Annotated in this window: 11 protein-coding genes; 8 read left to right on the top strand and 3 right to left on the bottom strand. The window is 63.1% G+C overall.

Going from position 1 to position 20290, the window contains the following annotated elements:
* Positions 1 to 263 precede the first annotated feature (263 nt).
* The 7 genes from LJ737_RS22085 to LJ737_RS22055 all read left to right on the top strand — a co-directional run bounded on the left by LJ737_RS22085 (position 264) and on the right by LJ737_RS22055 (position 13971).
* Positions 264 to 878 (top strand): hypothetical protein, encoded by a 615-nt coding sequence (locus tag LJ737_RS22085; RefSeq protein WP_227768931.1) that lies wholly within the window; start codon positions 264 to 266, stop codon positions 876 to 878.
* Positions 879 to 1021: 143 nt separating this feature from the next.
* Positions 1022 to 3295 (top strand): NADP-dependent malic enzyme, encoded by a 2274-nt coding sequence (locus tag LJ737_RS22080; protein WP_227768930.1) that lies wholly within the window; start codon positions 1022 to 1024, stop codon positions 3293 to 3295.
* A 180-nt stretch (positions 3296 to 3475) separates the two neighbouring features.
* The gene (ruvA, locus tag LJ737_RS22075) at positions 3476 to 4081 is read left to right on the top strand and encodes a Holliday junction branch migration protein RuvA (RefSeq protein ID WP_227768929.1); all 606 of its coding nucleotides are present in this window, start codon (positions 3476 to 3478) and stop codon (positions 4079 to 4081) included.
* A gap of 39 nt (positions 4082 to 4120) precedes the next feature.
* Positions 4121 to 11638, top strand: coding sequence for a T9SS outer membrane translocon Sov/SprA (gene sov / locus LJ737_RS22070; RefSeq protein WP_227768928.1), 7518 nt, complete (start codon positions 4121 to 4123; stop codon positions 11636 to 11638).
* Between the two features lie 205 nt (positions 11639 to 11843).
* Positions 11844 to 12224, top strand: coding sequence for a glycine cleavage system protein GcvH (gene gcvH / locus LJ737_RS22065; RefSeq protein ID WP_227768927.1), 381 nt, complete (start codon positions 11844 to 11846; stop codon positions 12222 to 12224).
* A gap of 15 nt (positions 12225 to 12239) precedes the next feature.
* A complete protein-coding gene (locus LJ737_RS22060; RefSeq protein WP_227768926.1) occupies positions 12240 to 12641 on the top strand; it encodes a VanZ family protein in 402 nt (133 codons plus the stop codon).
* A gap of 40 nt (positions 12642 to 12681) precedes the next feature.
* On the top strand, positions 12682 to 13971 hold the full coding sequence (locus LJ737_RS22055) for a M28 family metallopeptidase (RefSeq protein WP_227768925.1): 1290 nt from the start codon (positions 12682 to 12684) through the stop codon (positions 13969 to 13971).
* A 70-nt stretch (positions 13972 to 14041) separates the two neighbouring features.
* Here the strand turns inward: LJ737_RS22055 and LJ737_RS22050 are convergent, their stop codons facing one another.
* The 3 genes from LJ737_RS22050 to LJ737_RS22040 all read right to left on the bottom strand — a co-directional run bounded on the left by LJ737_RS22050 (position 14042) and on the right by LJ737_RS22040 (position 17011).
* Positions 14042 to 14911, bottom strand: coding sequence for an NAD-dependent epimerase/dehydratase family protein (locus LJ737_RS22050; RefSeq protein ID WP_227768924.1), 870 nt, complete (start codon positions 14909 to 14911; stop codon positions 14042 to 14044).
* Between the two features lie 343 nt (positions 14912 to 15254).
* Positions 15255 to 15797, bottom strand: a complete 543-nt coding sequence (locus LJ737_RS22045) for a DUF1795 domain-containing protein (protein WP_227768923.1) — start codon at positions 15795 to 15797, stop codon at positions 15255 to 15257.
* Positions 15798 to 16117: 320 nt separating this feature from the next.
* Positions 16118 to 17011: a YicC/YloC family endoribonuclease gene (locus LJ737_RS22040; protein WP_227768922.1), complete on the bottom strand. Its 894-nt coding sequence runs from the start codon at positions 17009 to 17011 to the stop codon at positions 16118 to 16120.
* 146 nt (positions 17012 to 17157) lie between these two features.
* Between LJ737_RS22040 and LJ737_RS22035 the strand changes: the two genes are divergently transcribed.
* Positions 17158 to 20022 (top strand): TonB-dependent receptor, encoded by a 2865-nt coding sequence (locus tag LJ737_RS22035; RefSeq protein WP_227768921.1) that lies wholly within the window; start codon positions 17158 to 17160, stop codon positions 20020 to 20022.
* Positions 20023 to 20290: the final 268 nt, after the last annotated feature.

Genomic DNA, 20290 nt, shown 5'->3' with positions numbered 1-20290 from the left:
AGCTCCCCGAACGGCGGCTACCCAAGCGGGTGGCCGCCGTTCTTTTTTAAGGCAGATGTGGCCAACAACCATCAGGCAGCATGGCCCAAAACCAGTCCTGAAAGCCTTCCATAAGCAATTCGGGGCCGTTGAGTCAATCACATCTTTTGGCGTCTTTGATTGTCAGCACCTTACCTGATTGCATGCATTTTATTGGGGTATTACGCCGTCAATTGGCACGCTGATTGGCAACTCCGCCGTCAACCAGCTACCCTTTCCGAGCTATGAAACACATTTCCCTTCTCCTCAGTGCTGCCTTGTTGTTTTCCGTCGGGGCCTGCCGTTCCCACCCCGAAACCGATCCGCACCCCATCGAGGAGGCTGCGCCGGCGGCTTCGTACACCTTCAACCGCACCTTCTACTACCCGGTTTCCTCTGTTGGCTCCGGTGTGAGCTACGCCCCGAGCCGCATTGCCGCGCTGGTATCCTGGACCAGCGGCCACGGCTCGTTCTTTCTCTCCTTCGCCGATGATGACGACCTGGACGGGCTGCGCCTCACGCTGCTGCCCGCCCGCGTGAAGCCCGGCATAGTGGGCACCTACACGCTGCAATCGACCACGGCCCCGGGCAACGACGCCGAAGTCAGCTACTACCACAACCAGCATACCGGCACGACGCGTTGGGGCAACACTTACACCAGCGCCAACACCGACTTCCAGGGCCAGCTCGTCATTACCGCCTACGACGCCCGCCGCCACCTACTCAGCGGCCGCTACGAAGTGCGCCTGCCCGACGTGGCCGACCCGGACAACCCGGCCCTCACCGACGCGGGCAAGGCCCGGTGCCGCGTCACGGTGAGCGGTAGCTTCGAAAACATGCGCGTCGGTCAGGACGACTAAGCCGCTTCGGGCCCAGGCGGTTGCCGGGGGGCGGCTCGCCGCGCAATGCGGCCGGGGGTTTTGATTCCGCTTAATTTCGCCCGAACTTGCCCAACGGCGCTGCCTTCAGCGGGCGGCGCCGTTTTGCATCTGAATTCCCCCCTATGCTGAAAATAAACAAGGAAGACGCGCTTAACTACCACCAGCAAACCCCCGCCGGGAAGATTGAGGTGGTGCCCACCAAGCCCGTCAGCACCCAGCTCGACCTGGCCCTGGCCTACTCGCCGGGCGTGGCCGAGCCCTGCAAGGAAATTGCCGCCAACCCCGACGACGTCTACAAGTACACCGCCAAGGGCAACCTCGTGGCCGTTATCAGCAACGGCACCGCCGTGCTGGGCCTGGGCAACATCGGTCCGGCCGCCTCGAAGCCGGTGATGGAGGGCAAGGGTGTATTGTTCAAGAAGTTCGCCGGCATCGACTGCTTCGACATCGAAATCGACGCCACCGACCCCGACGAGTTTATCCGCGTGGTGAAGGCCCTGGAGCCCACCTTCGGCGGCATCAACCTGGAGGACATCAAGGCGCCGGAGTGCTTCGCCATCGAAACGGCCCTGCGCGAGCAGATGAACATTCCGCTGATGCACGACGACCAGCACGGCACGGCCATCATTTCGTCGGCGGCCCTGCTGAGCGCGCTGGAAGTTGTCGGCAAGAAAATCGACGAAATCCAGGTGGTGGTCAGCGGCGCCGGCGCGGCCGCCGTGAGCTGTATGCGCCTGTACCTGGAGCTGGGGATGAAGCGCGAAAACATGGTGGTGTTCGACAAGGACGGCATCATCAACCACCAGCGTACCAACCTGGCGCCGCTGCAGATGCAATTTGCCACCGACCGCGCCGTGACCACGCTGGCCGAAGCCATGGAGGGCGCCGACTTCTTCCTGGGCCTTTCGGCCGCCAACGTGCTGGCGCCCGAGCTGCTGCTGAAGATGGCCAAAGACCCCATCGTCTTCGCCCTGGCCAACCCCGACCCGGAAATTGCCTACGAGCTGGCCCTGAGCACCCGCGAGGACATCATCATGGCCACCGGCCGCTCGGACCACCCGAACCAGGTCAACAACGTGCTGGGCTTCCCCTACATCTTCCGCGGGGCCCTCGACGTGCGCGCCACGGAGATTAACGAGCAGATGAAGCTGGCCGCCGTGCACGCCCTCACGGAACTAGCCAAGGAGCCCGTGCCCGACATGGTGAACAAGGCGTACGGCGACAACACGCTCACCTTCGGCCGCACCTACCTGATTCCCAAGCCGCTCGATCCGCGCCTCATCACCACGCTCTCGCCGGCCGTGGCCAAAGCGGCCATGGAAAGCGGCGTGGCCCGCCGCGACATCACCGACTGGCAAGCCTACGAGGACGAGCTGCGCGCCCGCCTCGGCGTCAACCAGAAGCTGATGAACCGCATCACCTCGCGGGCCCGCTCGGCCCCCAAGCGCGTGGTGTACCCCGAGGCCGACAACTACAAAATCCTCAAAGCCGCCCAGATTGCCCACGACGAGGGCATTGCCTTGCCCATTCTGCTGGGCCGCAAGGAGCGCATTGCCAAGATTGCCCGCGAAAACAACCTCGACCTGGAAGGCTGCCAGATCATCGACATTCTGGCCGACGAGGAAGCCAAGCGCGACGAGTACGCCGACCTGCTCTTCCGCAAGCGCCAGCGCAAGGGCATGACGCTCTACGAAGCCCGCCGCCTGATGCGCGAGCGGAACTACTTCGGCGCCATGATGCTGGAAACCGGTGAGGCCGACGCCTACATCACCGGCCTGACCAAGGACTACGGCAAGAGCATTCTGCCCGCCTTCCAGATCATCGGCGTGGAAGACGGCGTGCAGCGCGCGGCCGGCATGTACATCGTGCTGCACCGCAAAGGCCCGTTCTTCTTCTCCGACACGACGGTGAACATTGAGCCCACGGCCGAGCAGTTGGTGGACATTATCGGCCTGACGGCCCGCGCCGTGCGCTTTTTCGACACCGAGCCGCGCATTGCGGTGCTGAGCTACTCCAACTTCGGCTCGAACACTGGCCCGCTGCCCGACAAGATGCGCCGGGCCACGGAACTGGCCAAGCGCCGCTTCCCCGACCTGATCCTCGACGGCGAGATGCAGGCCAACACGGCCCTCAACCGCAACCTGCTGCAGGAGCACTACCCCTTCTCGGAGCTGGCCGAAAAAGGCGCCAACACCCTGATTTTCCCGGGCCTGACCTCCGGCAACATCGCCTACAAGGTGCTGCAGGAAATCGGCGGGGCCGAGGTCATCGGGCCGGTGCTGATGGGCATGCGCAAGCCGGTGCATATTCTGCAGCTCGGCGCCTCCGTGCGCGACATCGTCAACATCACGGCCATTGCCGTGTCGGACGCGCAGACATATAACCAACCGCTGTAATGCCCCCGAAAGATTGACGGCGCCTTCCCGGCGCCGTCAATCTTTCTATATACTAATATTATTAGCAAATAAATCTAATACTCTTGGAACAAACTACCCGGCTTCATCCTTACGCTTCTTACCGATATTGCCGCTAGCCAGCCGTATTCCGGCCCTTTTCGGAGTTTTTAAGTTCCTGCTATGATTGCATACCTCGACGGTAAACTTGCCTACAAAGACCCCACGCTGGCCATCATTGATGTGCAGGGCGTGGGCTACGAAGTGAAGATTTCCTTGGCCACCTATTCCAAGCTGCCCGCCGAGGGCGAAAAGGCCAAGCTCTACACCTACCAGCACATCAAGGAGGACGCCAATGCCCTCTACGGCTTTCTGGACCCGAACGAGAAGGCGCTGTTCATGCACCTGATTTCGGTGTCGGGCATCGGACCGGGCACGGGCATCGTTATCGTGTCGTCGATGTCGGTGGGCGAAATCCGCCAGGCCATCGTGCAGGAAGACGTGCGCTCGATTCAGGCCATCAAGGGCGTGGGTCCAAAAACCGCCCAGCGCATCGTGCTGGATTTGCGCGACAAGCTGCGCAAGGACGAGCTGCTGGCCAAGGCGGGCGTGGAGACCGTGCCGCTGGCCCGCCAGCACAATACAAACCGAGCGGAAGCGTTAGCCGCCCTAGTGACGCTGGGCTTCGCGCGGGCCGCGGCCGAGAAGACGTTGGATGGTATTCAGCAGAAGCACGGCAACGACCTGAGCGTGGAGGAATTAATTAAATTTGCTCTTAAGTCGAATTAGGTTTTCGCGGGCCCTCGGGCCCTTTTGTTTCGCCCTTGCTTGACCACGCGTACTAAGTCTCTCACCACCCTCTCTTCCGTCGTTGCTGCGTCGCTGCTGACCTGGTGGTCACAGGCCGAGCCGACGGGTGGCCGTTCGTTCGCGTTTTCCCAGCTCTGGAGCTGGATGCAGGCGTCCCGTCTGCACGCGCCCCTGCTCGTAGCCCCGCCGGATACTACCCGGCCGGTGCCCGGCGACACTGTGCGCTACCGCACCAGCCGGCGCCCGCGCGTGGCGCCCGCGGACCGCTCGGGCAACTTCCTCACGGAACGGCAGCGCCGCTCCCCGCTGATTCTGCCCCTGCCCGCCAACGTGAAGCCGCAGGTAACGCTGGGCGACTCCTTGGATTACGTGGACGTGGAGGAAAATGTTGGCCAAGACATCGACTACCGCGACCCGGCCCGCCTCAGCTACAGCGAGTTTCAGAAGCTGCAGGAGCAGCAGGCCATCCGCAATTATTTCCGCAACAAGGCGGAGGGCGGCGTGGCCGGTGGCCCCGGCAACGAAACCGCGGCCAAGCGCCTGATTCCGAAAATCTACTTGGCCCCGACGCTGGGCCGCATCTTCGGCGGGGAGTTCATCGACATCCGGCCCAACGGCTCGGCCACCATTGCGCTGGGCTGGCGGCAGAACTTCAACGACAACCCCTCGCTGACCCTGCGCCAGCGCCGCAACGGCGACTTCAACTTCCAGCAGAACTTCAATTTGAACCTCTCCGGGCAGATCGGGGACAAGCTGAAGATTCTGTTCAACTACGACACCCGGGCGGCCTTCGACTTTGAAAACCAGATCAAAGCCGACTTCACGGGCTACGACACCGACATCATCCGCAAGGTGGAGATGGGCAACGTGTCGTTGCCGCTGAACAACACCCTGGTGCAGGGCGGGCAGAACCTGTTCGGGGTGAAAACCCAGATGCAGTTTGGGCGCCTGAGCGTGACCAGCGTGGCCGCCCAGCTGCGCGGCACCGCCGACGAGGTGACGGTGCAGAACGGGGCGCAGTCGCGCAACTTTGAAATCAAGGCCTCGCAGTACGAAGCCAACCGCCACTTTTTCCTCTCGCAGTTTTTCCGCGACCGGTACGACGCCGTGCTCCGCAACCTGCCCACGGTGCAGAGCGGGGTGGAAATTCGGCGCCTGGAGGTGTACGTGACCAACGACAACCGCACCACCGAGACGCTGCGCAACGTGGTGGCCCTGCAAGACGTGGGCGAGCCGCTGCGCACCTACCGCGGCCGCTTTCTGCGGCCCGGGCGCCAGTCGCAACCCGCCTACAACGACGTCAACAACCTCTTCGACGCGGTGACGACGGGCGCCGGCGCCACCCGCGACGCGCAGGGCATCGACGGCTTCTTGCAGAACACGCTGCAACTGGAAAAGACCGTGGACTACGAACGGGTGCGGGCGCGCAAGCTCGACCCGCGCGAGTACACCTTCAACCCGCAGCTGGGCTACGTCTCGCTTAACACGCCGCTGCTGCCGGAGCAGGTGCTGGCCGTGTCGTACGAGTACTTCTTCAACGGCAAAACCTACAAAGTGGGCGAGCTGCAGGACGACTACTCCAACGTGCCCGACGACGGCTCGGTGTTCTTGAAGCTGCTGCGCGCCACCAACCCCGGCGTGGGGCGGGCCACGGCCACCGAAAACCCGCAGAACGACCGGCTGCAGACCAACAACCTGCCGGTGTTCGACCTGATGATGAAGAACATCTACGCCCTGAACGCCTCGCAGCTCAGCCGCGACCAGTTCCGCCTGGATGTGATTTACAAGGACGACGCGACGGGCGTGGACATCATCTCGCTGAAGGAAGGCGAGCGGGTGGTCAACCGGCCGCTGACCCAGGTGCTGAACCTGGACAACGTCAACCCCAACAACGACCGGCCCTCCGACGGCAACTTCGACTTCCTACCGGGCCTGACCATCGACCCGGAGCTGGGCAAGATCATCTTCCCGGTGGTGGAGCCCTTCGGCAGCTACTTGCGGGGGCAGTTCAACGCCACCACCGAGGCGGCGCTGATCCAGAAATACGTGTTTCCGGAGCTGTACGTGCAGGTGCAGAGCGACGCCCAGCAGCGCCAGGAAAAGGACAAATTCTACCTGAAAGGCCGCTACTCGGCCACCGCTACCGACGAAATTACGCTGCCCGGCATCCGCATTCCGGAAGGCTCGGTACGGGTGTACTCGGGGGCCACGCTGCTGACCGAAGGCCAGGATTACCAGGTATTTTACGACCAGGCCAAGGTTAAAATCCTCAACGCGAGCTACCTGAACTCGGCCAACGAGCTGCGGGTGGAGTTTGAGCGCGACGCCGTGGTGCAGGTGCTGCCCCGCAAGCTGCTGGGCACGCGCCTGGACTACAAAGTGTCGGACGACCTGAACTTCGGCGGCACGGTGATGCACCTGCTGGAAAACCAGGCCGCCGGCATCAACCGCGTGAACGTGGGCGACGAGCCGAGCAACAACACCATCGTGGGCCTGGACATGAACCTGCGGCGCGAGTCGCGGGTGCTCACCAAGTACATCGACGCGCTGCCCTTCGTGAACACCAAGGCGCCCTCGTCGGTGGCCTTCAGCGGGGAGTTTGCGCAGTTTATTCCCGGCAAGTCGCAGCTGGGCCGCGGCGAAGACGGCGTGTCCTACCTCGACGACTTCGAAAACGCCCGCACGCCCTACACCCTCGGCAACAACACCACGACCAACCCCTGGCGCCTGGCGGCCACGCCGCGCCGCATCATCAGCGAACAGCAGCTGCCCGAGCGCAGCTTGGGCGTGTCGAGCACCCGGGCCCGCATTGCCTGGTACACCATCGACCAGACCTACTACACCAACGGCCCCTCCAAGCCCAACAACATCGGCACCGAGGACCTGCGCAACCACTACGTGCGGGGCGTGCCGCGCTCGGAGATATTCCCCAACCGCGACAACGGGCCGCTGGGCAACACCTACGAAAACACCTTCGACCTGGCCTACTACCCCACCGAGCGGGGGCAGTACAACTACAACCCCAACGTGTCGGGGGACGGGCGCTTCCTGAATCCGAGCAACCCCATCCTGAACCGCAACAACTACGGCGGCATCTCGCGCGAAATCACCTTCGATACCGATTTCGACAACGCCAACGTGGAGTACCTGGAGTTCTGGCTGATGGACCCGTTCATCAACTCGGCCAACGGTGTTATTGACGACTCGGACCCGAACACGCCCAAGACGGCCAACACCACCGGGGGCGAGCTGTACTTCAACCTCGGCACCATCTCGGAGGACATCCTGAGCGACGGGGTGTACGAGTTTGAAAACGGCCTGCCCGACACCGACGACCAGAACAACCTGCAGAACACCATCTGGGGCCGCGCCACGCGCCTGCAGTTCCTCACCGACGCGTTCAGCAACGCTCCCGGCGGCCGCGACCGGCAGGACATCGGCCTCGACGGGCTGACGGGCAGCGACGAACAGGACTTCTTCCGCAGCATCGGCAACTACGGCAACTTCGAGGACCCCTCGGCCGATAACTTCCGCCACCACCTCGACGGCTTCTACGACCAGAACAACACCAAGATTCTGGGCCGCTACAAGTACTACAACGGCATGGAGGGCAACTCGCGCGCCACCAGCGGCACGCAGAGCTCCACGGCCTTCCCCGACAAGGAAGACCTGAACCGCGACAACGTCATCAACGACACGGAGCAGTACTACGAGTACCGCATTCCGCTGGGCACGACCGGGCAGCTGGAAGTGGGCCGCAACTTCATCGTGGACAAGGTGACCAACCGCGTCAACAACGACGACGTGACGTGGTACCAGTTCCGCATTCCGATCCGCCAGTACACCGGCATTCAGGGCGCGCAGCAGGAATTTGGCTTTAAGTCCATCCGCTTCCTGCGCATGTACATGACCGGCTGGAGCCAGCCGGCGGTGCTGCGCTTCGTGCAGATGCAGTTCGTGGCCAACCAGTGGCGCCGCTACTTGGCGGTGCTGCCCGAGCCCGGCGCGCCCCAATGCTTCAACTGCATCAACGACGCCGATGCCTTCGCCATTTCGACGGTGGGCATCGAGGAAAACGGCCAAACCAACGGCCAGGGCACGGCCATTCCGTACGTGGCGCCCCCCGGCATCCGCCGCGACCGGGAGTACGGCTCGACCACGAGCGTGCGCGACCAGAACGAACAGTCGCTGCGCCTGTGCGTGGACGGCCTGAAGGACGGCTACGCCAAGGCGGCTTACAAGAACGTGAGCCTGAACCTGCTGCGCTACAAGCGCCTGAAGATGTTCCTGCACGCCGAGTCGCAGGACCGCAACCTGCGCGACGGCACGGTGCAAGGCTTCATCCGCTTCGGCACCGACTACACCCAGAACTATTACCAGTACACGCTGCCGCTGGTCATCACCAAGACCACCGACGCGAGCGAAGACAACATCTGGCCTATGGCCAACCGCGTGGACGTGCCCCTGCAGGCCTTCGTCGATGCCAAGGCCCGCCGCGCCGCCGAGGGCCGTAGCCTGCTGGTGCCCTACACCATCACCTACCAGATGAAGCTCGACAACGGGGAAATTGCCGAAGGCAAAATCACCGTGCTCGGCAACCCCGACCTGAGCGCCCTGCAGGGCCTGATGATCGGGGTGCAGAACCCGTCGGACGGCGGGCAGGGCCCCGACCAGTCGCTGTGCCTCTGGGCCGACGAGCTGCGGGTGCGCGACTTCGACCAGACCGACGGCTGGGCCGCCACGGCCCGCTTCAACACCCGCCTGGCGGACGTGGCCAACATCACGGCCACGGGCGCCTTTACCTCGGTGGGCTTCGGCTCGCTGCAGGACCGCCCCTCGCAACGCTCGCTCGACAACGTGGCCCGCGCCGACGTGAATGCCGCCGTGGCCGCCGAGAAATTCCTGCCCGAGAAGCTGGGCCTGCGCGTGCCGGTGCTGCTGCAGGCGGGCGCCGAGATTCGCTCGCCGAAGTACGACCCGCTCGACCCGGACATGACGCTGACGCAGTCGCTGAACAGCAAGTTCGGCTCCGACCAGGACCGCACCGCTTACCGCCGGGAAGTCACCGACCAGACCAAGAGCAAGTCCATCAGCTTGCTCAACGTGCGCAAGGAGCGCACCAACCCCGACCGCAAGCCCAAGCCCTACGATATCGAGAACCTGGCGCTGAGCTACTCGCTCACCGAGCGCACGCACACCGATATCCAGACCGACCGCGACTTCACCCGCACCTACACCGGGGCGGTGGCCTACACCTACCAGCCCACGCCCAAGGCCTTCGAGCCGCTGAGCAAGGTGAAGCTGTTCGACTCGCCCTACCTGAAGCTGCTGAAGGAACTGAACTTTACGCCCCTGCCCTCGCGCTTTGCCTTCCGCGCCGACCTGGACCGCCGCTACAACGAGCGGTTCCTGCAGCGCACCCAGGCCCAGGGCCAGATTCCTTCGACCGAAGGCATTCCGGGCGTGTTCCAGAAAAGCTTCTTCATTAACCGCATCTACGACCTGAAATGGGATTTGACTCGGAGCCTGATCCTGGACTACACCGCCACCAACCGCAGCAGCGTCGACGAAGGCACCGGCCCCACCATCGGCAACTCGCAAGTGGCCCAGGACAACCGTGACCTGCTCAAGAAAAACCTGCAGAAGGGCGGCCGCACCACCAACTTCAACCAGACCGTAGCGCTGACCTACCGCCTGCCGCTCGACAAGTTCCCGCTCACCGACTGGCTGTCGGCCGACACCCGTTACTCGGCCAACTACAGCTGGCAGGCGGCCTCGACGGCCATCCGCGCCCCCTTGGGCGGCCTGGGCGACACGGCCACGCAGCGCGTCAACATCGGCAACACCATTCAGAACAGCCGCGACATCAACGTCAACGGCCGCATCGACCTGGTGAAGCTCTACAACAAGGTCAAGTTCCTCAACATCATTAACAACGCCCCGGCCGGCGGGGCCAAGGGCCAGGGCGCCGCGGCCGGGCAGAGCACCATGGACCGCCTGCGCCGCGGCAACGAAGCCCCGGAAACCAAAGGCAAAGACCAGGGCACCGCCGCGGCCGACACGGCCAAGGGCCCCGAACTGCGCGTGCTCAAGGCGGTGCTCCGCTCGTTGATGACGGCCCGCTCGCTGAACTTTACCTACACCCGCACGGCCGGCATGCTGCTGCCGGGCTACCTGCCCAAAACGCGCCTGTTCGGCCTGAACAGCGACTTCACGGCCCCGGGCGTGCCTTTCATCCTGGGCCAGCAGTACGAGCTGCAGGACCTCTACGACCTAGCCAGCACCCGCGGTTGGTACACCCAGCGCAGCGACCTGCTGAACACCCCGCTCAGCTCGCTGCGCACCGAAAACCTGCAGCTGCGCACCTCGCTAGAGCCGATTCGCGACTTCAACATCCAGGTGGAAGCCCGGCAGCAGAAGGTGCGCAACCGCGAAACCTTCTACCGCGTGCCGGTCGACACGACGACGCTGCAGCCGACCTCGACGGTGGTCGACCCCAACACGCTGATTCCGCTGGGGTCCGGTTCGTTCAGCACTACCTTCATTGCCGTCAACACCCTGTTTGGCGACCTGCGCAAGAACAACACTTCGGCGGCCTTCGACCGGTTCGTGGAAAACCGCCGCTTGGCCCGCAACCGCTTGCAGAGCGAAAACCCCAACGGCGGCCTCTACGGCTACAACTCGCAGGACGTGCTCATCCCGGCCTTCCTCGACGCGTACCGCGGCAAGTCGTCGGCGAATGTGTCGACTAAGAAATTCGACCCGTTCAGCGTGATTCCGCTCCCGAACTGGCGCGTCGACTACAACGGCCTCTCGAACCTGCCGCTGGTGCAGAAGTACTTCCGCTCGGTGGCCATCCGCCACTCCTACGCGGCCGACTACCAGGTGCTGGGCTACACCACATCCACCCAGTACAACGCCGAACCCGCAGGCTTGGCCGAGAAGGTGAACGAGCAGAACCAGTACATTCCGTACTACATCATCAACCAGGTGACGGTGTCGGAGCGCCTGGCTCCGCTGGTGGGCGTGAACTTCCAGACGCTGGAGAAAATCAACGGCAGCGTGGACTACGGCCTGGACCGCATGCTGGCGCTGAACACCACCAACGCCCAGATTACCGAGCTGCGCAACAAAACGCTGACCATCGGCTTTGGCTACACCACCAACCGCTTCCGCATTCCGTTCCGCATCGGTGGGGAGCAGCGCATCCTGCGCAACGAGTTGAACATGCGCCTGGACCTCTCCATCCGCGACAACGTGACCATTCAGCGCAGCATCGTGGACGTGGTGGCGCCCACCTTGGGCACTCCCACCACCCCCGGCTCGGAGGGCGCCCCGGGCACCGCCACCCAGCAGGTCACCAACGGCAACCGCCAGGTGCAGCTGCGCCCGACCATCGACTACGTTATCAACCAGCGCCTGAACCTGCAGTTCTTCTTCACCCGCAACGTGTCGCAGCCCCGCGGCGGCACCACCTCCTTCAAGAACGCGGCCACCGAAGGCGGCATTCAGCTGCGCTACAGCCTGTCGCAGTAGTCACGCAGCGGAGAGAGTTGACGGCCCCGTCGTCCCAATAGCGTGGCCCTAAACGGCCCCGGTAGCAGCAGCTACCGGGGCCGTTTGCGTATTTGAAATTGGATGAACATCAAACTCACCATTTCCCTATCTCACCATTTCACCTTTTCTTACCTTTGACCGCCCGCGGTGGCGGGCATACACTCCATTTCCCAGCTTGCCCAATATGAACCTCCCGGCTAACCTGAAGTACACCAAAGAACACGAGTGGGTCCGCATCGAAGGCGACGTAGCCTACGTGGGCATCACCGATTTTGCGCAGAAAGAACTGGGCGACATCGTGTACGTGGACATTGATTCGGCCGACAAGGACGTCAGCAAAGACGAAGTGTTCGGCACGGTGGAAGCTGTAAAGACCGTTTCGGACCTGTTCAGCCCCCTCAGCGGTACCGTGCTGGAAGTGAACCCCAAGCTCAACGACGCGCCCGAAACCGTCAACTCCGACCCCTACGGCGACGGGTGGATGATCAAGATGAGCGTCGGCAACCAGACCGAGCTCGAAGGGCTGCTGTCGGCAGAGGCCTACGGCGAGCTGGTAGGCGCTTAAGCTGCGCTGCCCCTCATGCTGCGCGTGCTGACGGCGTTGGTCGCCCTGGCTTGGACGGCCTTCATGCTCTGGGGCACCCTCAGCCCGCTCGACCAACTGCCGCCCCTGCCCGAGTGGGAGCTGCTCTCGTTCGACACGGCCGCGCACGCCGGCATCTTCGTGGTAACGGCGGTCCTCTACGTCCTGACGGCCCGGTGGCAGCGGCTCTTTCCGAGCCTGCGCCACCGGGCTTTCTTGTGGACGCTTGTGGTGTGCCTGCTGCTGGGCGCCTTCATCGAGCTAACCCAAACGCTCATGGACCTGGGCCGCCTCGGCGAGTGGACCGATATGATTAGCGACGCCCTGGGCACTGTGGCCGGCTTGGCCTTCATGCACTGGACGCGCCGTTGGTGGGACGTGCTGCCGGCGGCTGCGTAAAGTGGTGCTACCCGTAGTTGCGCACCGTTTGTTCGTCGCCATGCCTCTCCCCCATCGTATTGCCGCAGTAGCCCTGGGCTGCCTGTTACCAGCGCTGCTTCCCGCGCAGGCACAGGACATGGCCCGCGCCCGCAAAACCGTGACTTTTCTGGCCAGCCCCCGCCTGCACGGCCGCGGCTACGTGCAGCAAGGCGAACGGCGCGCCGCCGACTACCTGCGTCAGCGCTTTGCGGCCTTGGGCCTACAGCCGCTGGCGCTGGGGTATTTTCAGCCGTTCACGCTCGACGTCAACACCTTTCCTGGGCGGCTCCGCCTGCGCGTTGGGCGGCAGCAGCTTCGGCCGGGCGCCGACTTCATTGCCGCTCCCGGCTCCGGACCGGGCCAGCTGCGCGGCCAGCCGATTCAGCTCGACACCCTCATCTTTACCGATGAGGCAGCCGGCCAACGGTTCCTGAGCGCCCCGCTTGAGGGCCGAATCGTAGTATTGCGCCAGCGCGACGCAGAGCGCCTGCGCACCTTACCCGATGTGTTTGCCCAGCGCGTAGCCGAAGCGGCGGCCCGCATCGAGTTGGTGCCCGCCAAGCTCACTGCTTCGCTGGCGCCCGAGCAAGCCGAGCAGGTGCAGGTACAGGTGCTGGCAGCCCGCTGGCCCGCCACGCCGGCCCCGGTTGAGCTGGCCGTGGAAGCCCGACTGCAGCCGGCTTACCCGACGCAAAACGTCGTGGGCGTGGTGCGCGGGGCCGTGCAACCTGATTCCTTTGTAGTCGTGACGGCCCACTACGACCACCTCGGTCGGATGGGCCGCCGGGCGTATTTTCCCGGCGCCAACGACAACGCCAGCGGCACGGCCCTGCTGCTGGAGCTGGCGGCGCACTACGCGCAGCCCGCCAACCGCCCGCGGTACTCCGTGGCGTTTCTGGCTTTCGGGGCCGAGGAGGCCGGGCTCGTCGGTTCGCGCTATTTTGTGGCTCATCCCCTGCTTCCGCTCGACCGCATCCGTTTTCTCATCAACCTCGATTTAGAGGGCACCGGGCAAGCCGGCGCTACCGTCGTCAACGGCAAGGTGCACGAGCGGGAATACCAGCTACTCGAACGCCTGAATGCGGCCGGCGGCCACCTGCCCGCGCTGGCCCCGCGGGGCCGGGCCGCCAATTCCGACCACTATCCGTTTTCGGAAGCCGGGGTGCCCGCTTTTTTCCTGTATCTGCGCGGCACGCCCACCTACTACCACGATGTATTTGACCGGGCCGAAACGCTCCCGCTTTCGGGCTTCGCGGGCTTATTTAAGCTGGTGGTGGCTTACTGTCAGCGGTTGGAACACCCGCTCTAATAGCCCCCGCGCAAATCTTTCGTGTGTTTGCGCACTTGGGTAACAGCCAAGAGCAAGGCCATTGGTTGGGTCAAGGCACCACCGGGAGTACTTCTAGGCTGTGCCGGTCAAGCTGGGCCAGTACTTCCTCGAAACCGTACTGCGGCACCCAACCCAACCCTTGCTCTGCCCGCGTAGCAACGTATAGCCGATCCAGCGACGCCGGCACCTGCCAACCGCGCACCCGGAACGCAGCCAGCAGAGCCGGTGCCCGCAGTTGCAGCGCCTGCTCCAACGCCGTGGCTACTACTGCGCATTCGGCTTCGGTAAAGGGCACCTGCCCGGAAATGATGTAGCACTGGTAAGCCGGACCGTCGTTGTGCAGCGCGGCGGCGTGGGCCCGGGCCACGTCCCGCACATCGACGCCCCGGGAAATACGGTACAGCGCCATCTGATCTGCGGGTTCGGGATAGCAACGCGACATGCGCAGGACCCGCACCGCCAGGTCGGGCCCAGCCGCTGCTGCGACGAGGGCTTCGGCGGCCAGCTTGGTGCGGTGATAAATGCTGCGGGGCCGGGGCGGCGTGTCGTCGGTCACCCAGGCGGCGCGGCCCTCGGCTATGGCGTGCCCGAACAATGCGGTGGTACTGGTCAACACCAGCCGGGGTACGCCGGCTTGCCGGGCTGCCTCCACCACGAGGCGGGTGCCATCGACGTTGACGCGTTCAAATTCGCTGTCGGGCACAATGCCGACGTGGGGCGCATGCAGAGCCGCCGCATGAATGACGGCATCCGCTCCTTGCAGGGCATCGGCCAGCAGGGCCGCGTCCGCGAAATCCGCGACGAGGCGCGTGGTAGCGAACGGAGTACGGTCGATGCCGATGATTTCGTGCTGGGGCGCCAGTTGGTTGTAGATGGCGCGTCCCACGCGGCCGGAGCTACCGGTTAAGACAATTTTCATACGTGGCTGGGGAAGAAGACATAGAAAGAGCTTAGGTAAGACCGCGCCGCTTCTCCAGCATAGCGACTCACCGGGCCGGCGCTTTGCAGGCAGCGTTGGCCCGCCTGATCGACACACTGCGCCGGCAGAGCTTGCTCCTCTACTCCTATATATAATAGCCTATAGCCGTCCTAGCTGGCCTGATAGGCAGTAGAGCCAACATGAGGTAAAGGCGTCGACTACATCTTTTCCCAGTTCTCCATACGACAACCAACCAGCCGTAAAGCAAGCATCCCGGAATCGTCCGCGGTGGAGGCGGCTGATTCCGGGATGGAAGAAAAACAGGCGGGTGGCGCCGCGCTGTTTAGCTATTGCTGCGCAACGAGCTCATCACTTGTTTGGCCACCGATTCCCATTCGGGCTTCTGGCGGTCGGGGCAAGAGAAGGTGCACATCAGCAGACGGCCTTCGATGTCGGTAAAGAAAATCAGCTGGTATACCTGGTGCCCCAGTTCCGGCTTCATCATTTCGATGTAGCCCACCTTGCGGCCGTTCACTTCCTTCACGCCGTCCGAGAAGAACTGCGCGTCGGAGTACTGCTTGCGGTAGGTCTTCATGAAGTTAGCCGCGTACATGTCCACCATGTCCTGATCGGCCGTGTTGTCGGTGTACGAAAAGGCGAGGCTGGCGTGCGAGGTATTGGTGTAGATGACGCTCGGACGGCTCTGCGCTTTGGCGTAGAGGAAGTCCATCTGCTGTTCGCTCATCACCTCGAAACCTTTCGGAATCAGGATTTCGACCCGTTCGCTCAGAACGCGCTTCCGGATCAGCTCCACTTCGGCAAACGGCTTAGCGGCCATTAGCAGCACTGCCAGGCAGAGCAACGGGGCGAGTAGAACTTTCTTCATGGCTTGGACCAAAAAATGGTGAACATTCTTTCTGGGTAAACTACCGAACAGTGCGGGGGCAGTCTGTTTGGATAACACAATTTAGGAAGAAAAGCCGTCAGCACAAGGACTTTATACAAAAATAATTTAGTACAAAAGAAATGGCGGGCAGCTCAGGGGTCAAAAACGCGGTTGGTAAGTCGGAAAGCGAGTTTTCTCAAAGTTCCCCAGCCTCAGCAAAGCCTAGAAACGGGGGCGCAAGCATCTAAGTAGTGCTATGCAGAATTGTATTGAGATTGTTCAATTGGACTTACGAACGATGTAGAAACATGGTTTTGGGCTCAGAGAATATTATTGAGCTGTTCCTTGATCTTTTCCAGCTCTTCTTTCATTCCGACAACGAGGTGTTGGATGGTCGAATCGTTGGCTTTGGAGCCGATAGTGTTGATTTCCCGACCAATTTCCTGCGAAATAAAGGCTAATTTCTTGCCGCTGTATTCGGGCAGGTGCACGGTTTCGGTGAAGTAGTGAAGATGGCTGACCAACCGCACCTTTTCCTCGGCGATGTCAAGTTTCTCGATGTAGTACAGCAGCTCCTGCTCGAACCGGCTGGGGTTGAACTGGTCGCTCTGGGACAGCTCGGCCAAGCCGTCGTGCATGCGGCGGCGCACGTTCTCCAGGCGGGTGGGGTCGTGGCGGTCCACGTCGGCGAGCTGAATGCGGATGCGGTCGATGTAGCTCAGAATTTCAGTAGTCAGCGCCTGGCCTTCGGTGCGCCGGAATTCGGTGGTGCGGTCGAGGGCTTCCTGCACGATGGGCTGCAGCTCGGCCCAGGTGAGCTGGGGCTCGTCGTCGGCGGGGGCGCTGCCCTCGTTGGGCGACTGCACCACCCCGGGCAGGCGCAGGGCCAGCTCCAGCAGGTTATCGGTGGGGGCGCCCAGCTCCTGCGCCACGCTGAGCAGCTCCTGGTAGGCGGCGGTCAGCGTTTCGCGGTGGAGCGTGGCGCGCGAGCGAACAGCGGCCGGCCGGTTCAGGTCGATGCTGACGTTGACTTTGCCGCGCACGAGGTGGCGGCCAATCAGATTGCGAAGCTCCAGCTCGCTGGCGGCCAAGGAGCGCGGCATGCGCAGGCTCAGGTCCAGCCCTTTGGAATTCAACGACTTGATTTCAACAACGACGGTGTAATGCTCGGCTTCGCGCTGGGCGACGCCGTAGCCGGTCATGGACAGCAGCATGCGGGCAGATGGGTGAAGGGGGCGACAAAAGTACTGCTAATTCAGATATTCAGCTAGTTACATGGGGAATAACATAAGCATAACGGGGGCGTCACACTGGCGTAACAGGGTCAAAATACTTTTGCGGCGCCAACTAGCACATGTTCATGCGCCGTTCTTTTTTACTCGCCCCACTTCTGACTGTCAGCACCTTAGCCGTAGCACAACAGGGCTCCATCGTCGGAAAAGTCCTTGACAAGAAAACCGGCGAGGCCGTCATCGGGGCCACCGTGGTGGTGACCGGCACGACGCAGGCGGCTCCGGTGGACGTGGAGGGCAACTACGAGTTGCGCCTGAAGCCCGGCACCTACGGCATCACCATTCAGAACATCGGCTATAAGCCCGTCAACTTCACCGGCATCGAGGTAAAGGACGGGCAGAAAACGACCCTGAACAGCACGCTGGAGGAAAGTGCGCTGGCCCTGAAGGAAGTGACCATCACGGGGCAGAAGCAGACCGGCACCGAGGTGGCGCTGATTCAGGACCTGCGCAAAAGCGAGGTGGTGGTCAGCGGCATGTCGAACGACCAGATTGTGAAGTCTTTGGACCGCGACGCGGCCGAAGTGGTGAAGCGCATTCCGGGCGTGACGGTGCAGAGCAACAACTTCATCGTGATTCGCGGCTTGGCGGAGCGCTACAACACGGTGCTGCTCAACGACGCGCTGACGCCCTCGGCCGAGGTGGACACCCGCTCGTTTTCATTTGACATCCTGCCTTCCTCGGTTATCGACCGGGTGCTGATTTTCAAATCGGGCGCGCCGGAGCTGCCGGGCGAGTTTGGCGGCGGCGTGGTGAAGGTGTACACCAAGAACTCGGTGCTCGACAACTCGACGTCGCTGTCGGTGTCGGGCTGGGCGCGGAGCACCAACACCTTCCGGGGGGGCTTTCAGACCAGCAACCACAGCTCGACTGACTGGCTGGGTTTCGACAGCGGGCAGCGCAGCCTGCCGGGCTCGGTGGCCAGCCTGGGCACCGACGTCCCCAGCTCCGAGCAGCTGCAGCAGATCCGCAACGACGGCTCCCTGCGCAACGAGTGGCGCCCCATGCTGCGCACCTCGCGCCCCGACTTGCGCCTGTCGTTGGGCCTGAACCGGCGCTACGAGCTCGGCAGCGTGTACCTAAGCAACGTTACCTCCATTTCGTACTCGAACACCCAGCAGCAGTACCGCTCGAAGCGCCAGCGCTTCCAGTCGTCGTACAACCCGGCCAACCCGCTGAAGGGCGAGGGCATGTTCTACGACTACGAGGATGAGCGCTCCATTGCGGCCGTGCGCCTCGGGGTGATTCACAACTGGCAGGCCCGCCTGAACAACCGCAACCGCCTGGAATTCCGCAACTTCTTCAACCAGTACGGCACCGACGAGGTGACGCACCGCCAGGGCATCGGCTACGAAGCCAGCTCTGACGGCTACGACCGCGACAGTTACTCGCTGCACTACCAGAGCCGCAGCATCTACTCGGGCCAGCTCAGCGGCAGCCACGAGGTGGGCCCGCGCAGCCTGAGCACGCTGACCTGGGCCGCCGGCTACAACTACGTGAGCCGCAACGAGCCGGACTACCGGCAGGTGCAGCGCGAGCGGGACCGGTCGCGCGACAACGTGCCGGACGAGACGCCGGACGTGTTTCATACGGTGGTCAACGCCGACTTTGCCAACAGCTCGCGCTTTTTCTCCAAGCTCAGCGAGGACACCTACATGGCCAGCGGGCAGTGGGAAAAGCGCTTTATGGGCCGCGACACGACCAGCGCCAACCAGTACAAGCTGCGCGTCGGCTTCTACAACGAGCAGAAGAAGCGCAGCTACGACAGCCGCCTCTTCAACTACGTATTTGCCCGCCTGACCCCGGCCCAGCGCCGGCAGGAGCTGCAGCTGATGCAGCCCGACCAGCTGTTTGCCAACGAAAACCTGGACGCGCGAAACGGCCTCGTGCTGGAGGACAACACCCTGCCGGAGTACCGCTACACGGCCGAAAACGAGCTGTACGCCAGCTACCTGAGCGCCGTGGCCCCGATTTCGCCCAAGTTCAACCTCTCGGGCGGGGTGCGCGTGGAATACAACCGCAAGTACGTGAAGTCAGGCGACGACACGCGCCCGCCCTACGAGGAGAAGAAGACGCTGGTGCTGCCCTCGCTGAACGCGACCTACAACCTCTCGGAGCGCAGCCTGCTGCGCCTGGGCGGCAGCATCACGGCCAACCGGCCCGAGTTCCGCGAGGTGGCCTCGTACACCTACTACGACTTCGCCAACAACTACTACATCCGCGGCAACGACAGCCTGCGCACGGCCACCATCTACAACGGCGACCTGCGCTACGAATTCTACCCCACGAAATCGGAAATGGTGTCGGTGGGCGTGTTCTACAAGCACTTCCGCAACGCCATCGAGCAGACCACGCGCTCCACGACCGGCTCGGACCTGCTGCTTACCTACCAGAACGCCTCGCAGGCCTACGACTTGGGCGTGGAGCTGGAAGCCCGCAAGTCGCTGGTGGGCCTGACGGACAACTCGTTCTGGCAGCGGGTGTCCTTCGTGCTGAACGCGGCGCTGGTGAAGAGCCGGGTGCAGCTGGACGAAACGGATAAGCAGAACACGGACTTCGCCCTCACCGACCGCGCCCTGCAGGGCCAGTCGCCCTACGTGGTGAACGTGGGCACCTTCTACCAGGACGACGACCGGAAGCTGCAATTCTCAGTGCAGTACAACGTGGTGGGCCCGCGCATTGCCTTCGTGGGCGACAAGAAGCTGAACTTCTCGGTGCTGGAGCTGCCGCGCCATGTGGTGGACCTCTCGGTGACCAAGGGCGTGGGCCAGCACCTGGAGCTCAAGGCCGGGGTGCAGAACCTGCTCAACCAGCTCACCCGCCAGTACTACGACTTCAACCGCAACGGCAAGATTGACCGCGGCGAAACCGGCTCGTTTGCCCGCTACCAGCCCGGCACCTACTCCACGCTGGGCCTGACCTACCGGTTTTAAGCCGCAGGGATACTCAGAACGTCATCCTGAGCAGAGCGAAGGCCCTAGCTCGCACCCCGCACCAACTGAAAAGCGCAGCCACCAACGCCCCTTCATCCGGGCCGCGGTGGCTGCGCTTCGGCGTTACCGGGAAAGCGTCTGCACTTCGTCGGCAGCGGCGGTGCGGGGCTAGAGGAAGGTCCTTCGCTGCGCTCAGGATGACGAACGAGTTGGTCGTTCTGTGGGCTAACCGGCACTGCATCAATGGGGCGCTACACAAAAACGTAAC

Origin of the sequence: Hymenobacter sp. 15J16-1T3B (assembly GCF_020711235.1) — a bacterium.
Classification (GTDB): Bacteria; Bacteroidota; Bacteroidia; order Cytophagales; family Hymenobacteraceae; genus Solirubrum.
Note: the sequence above shows the minus strand (reverse complement) of the source record. Positions and strands in the feature narration are given on the sequence as shown.

What these genes read in the sequence shown, in the direction of transcription:
- LJ737_RS22085 (WP_227768931.1), top strand. Translation starts at nt 264, where the DNA reads ATGAAACACATTTCCCTTCTCCTCAGTGCTGCCTTGTTGTTTTCCGTC.
- LJ737_RS22045 (WP_227768923.1), bottom strand. Translation starts at nt 15,797, where the DNA reads ATGAAGAAAGTTCTACTCGCCCCGTTGCTCTGCCTGGCAGTGCTGCTA.
- LJ737_RS22060 (WP_227768926.1), top strand. Translation starts at nt 12,240, where the DNA reads ATGCTGCGCGTGCTGACGGCGTTGGTCGCCCTGGCTTGGACGGCCTTC.
- LJ737_RS22035 (WP_227768921.1), top strand. Translation starts at nt 17,158, where the DNA reads ATGCGCCGTTCTTTTTTACTCGCCCCACTTCTGACTGTCAGCACCTTA.
- ruvA (WP_227768929.1), top strand. Translation starts at nt 3,476, where the DNA reads ATGATTGCATACCTCGACGGTAAACTTGCCTACAAAGACCCCACGCTG.
- LJ737_RS22050 (WP_227768924.1), bottom strand. Translation starts at nt 14,911, where the DNA reads ATGAAAATTGTCTTAACCGGTAGCTCCGGCCGCGTGGGACGCGCCATC.
- LJ737_RS22040 (WP_227768922.1), bottom strand. Translation starts at nt 17,011, where the DNA reads ATGCTGCTGTCCATGACCGGCTACGGCGTCGCCCAGCGCGAAGCCGAG.
- LJ737_RS22055 (WP_227768925.1), top strand. Translation starts at nt 12,682, where the DNA reads ATGCCTCTCCCCCATCGTATTGCCGCAGTAGCCCTGGGCTGCCTGTTA.
- LJ737_RS22080 (WP_227768930.1), top strand. Translation starts at nt 1,022, where the DNA reads ATGCTGAAAATAAACAAGGAAGACGCGCTTAACTACCACCAGCAAACC.
- gcvH (WP_227768927.1), top strand. Translation starts at nt 11,844, where the DNA reads ATGAACCTCCCGGCTAACCTGAAGTACACCAAAGAACACGAGTGGGTC.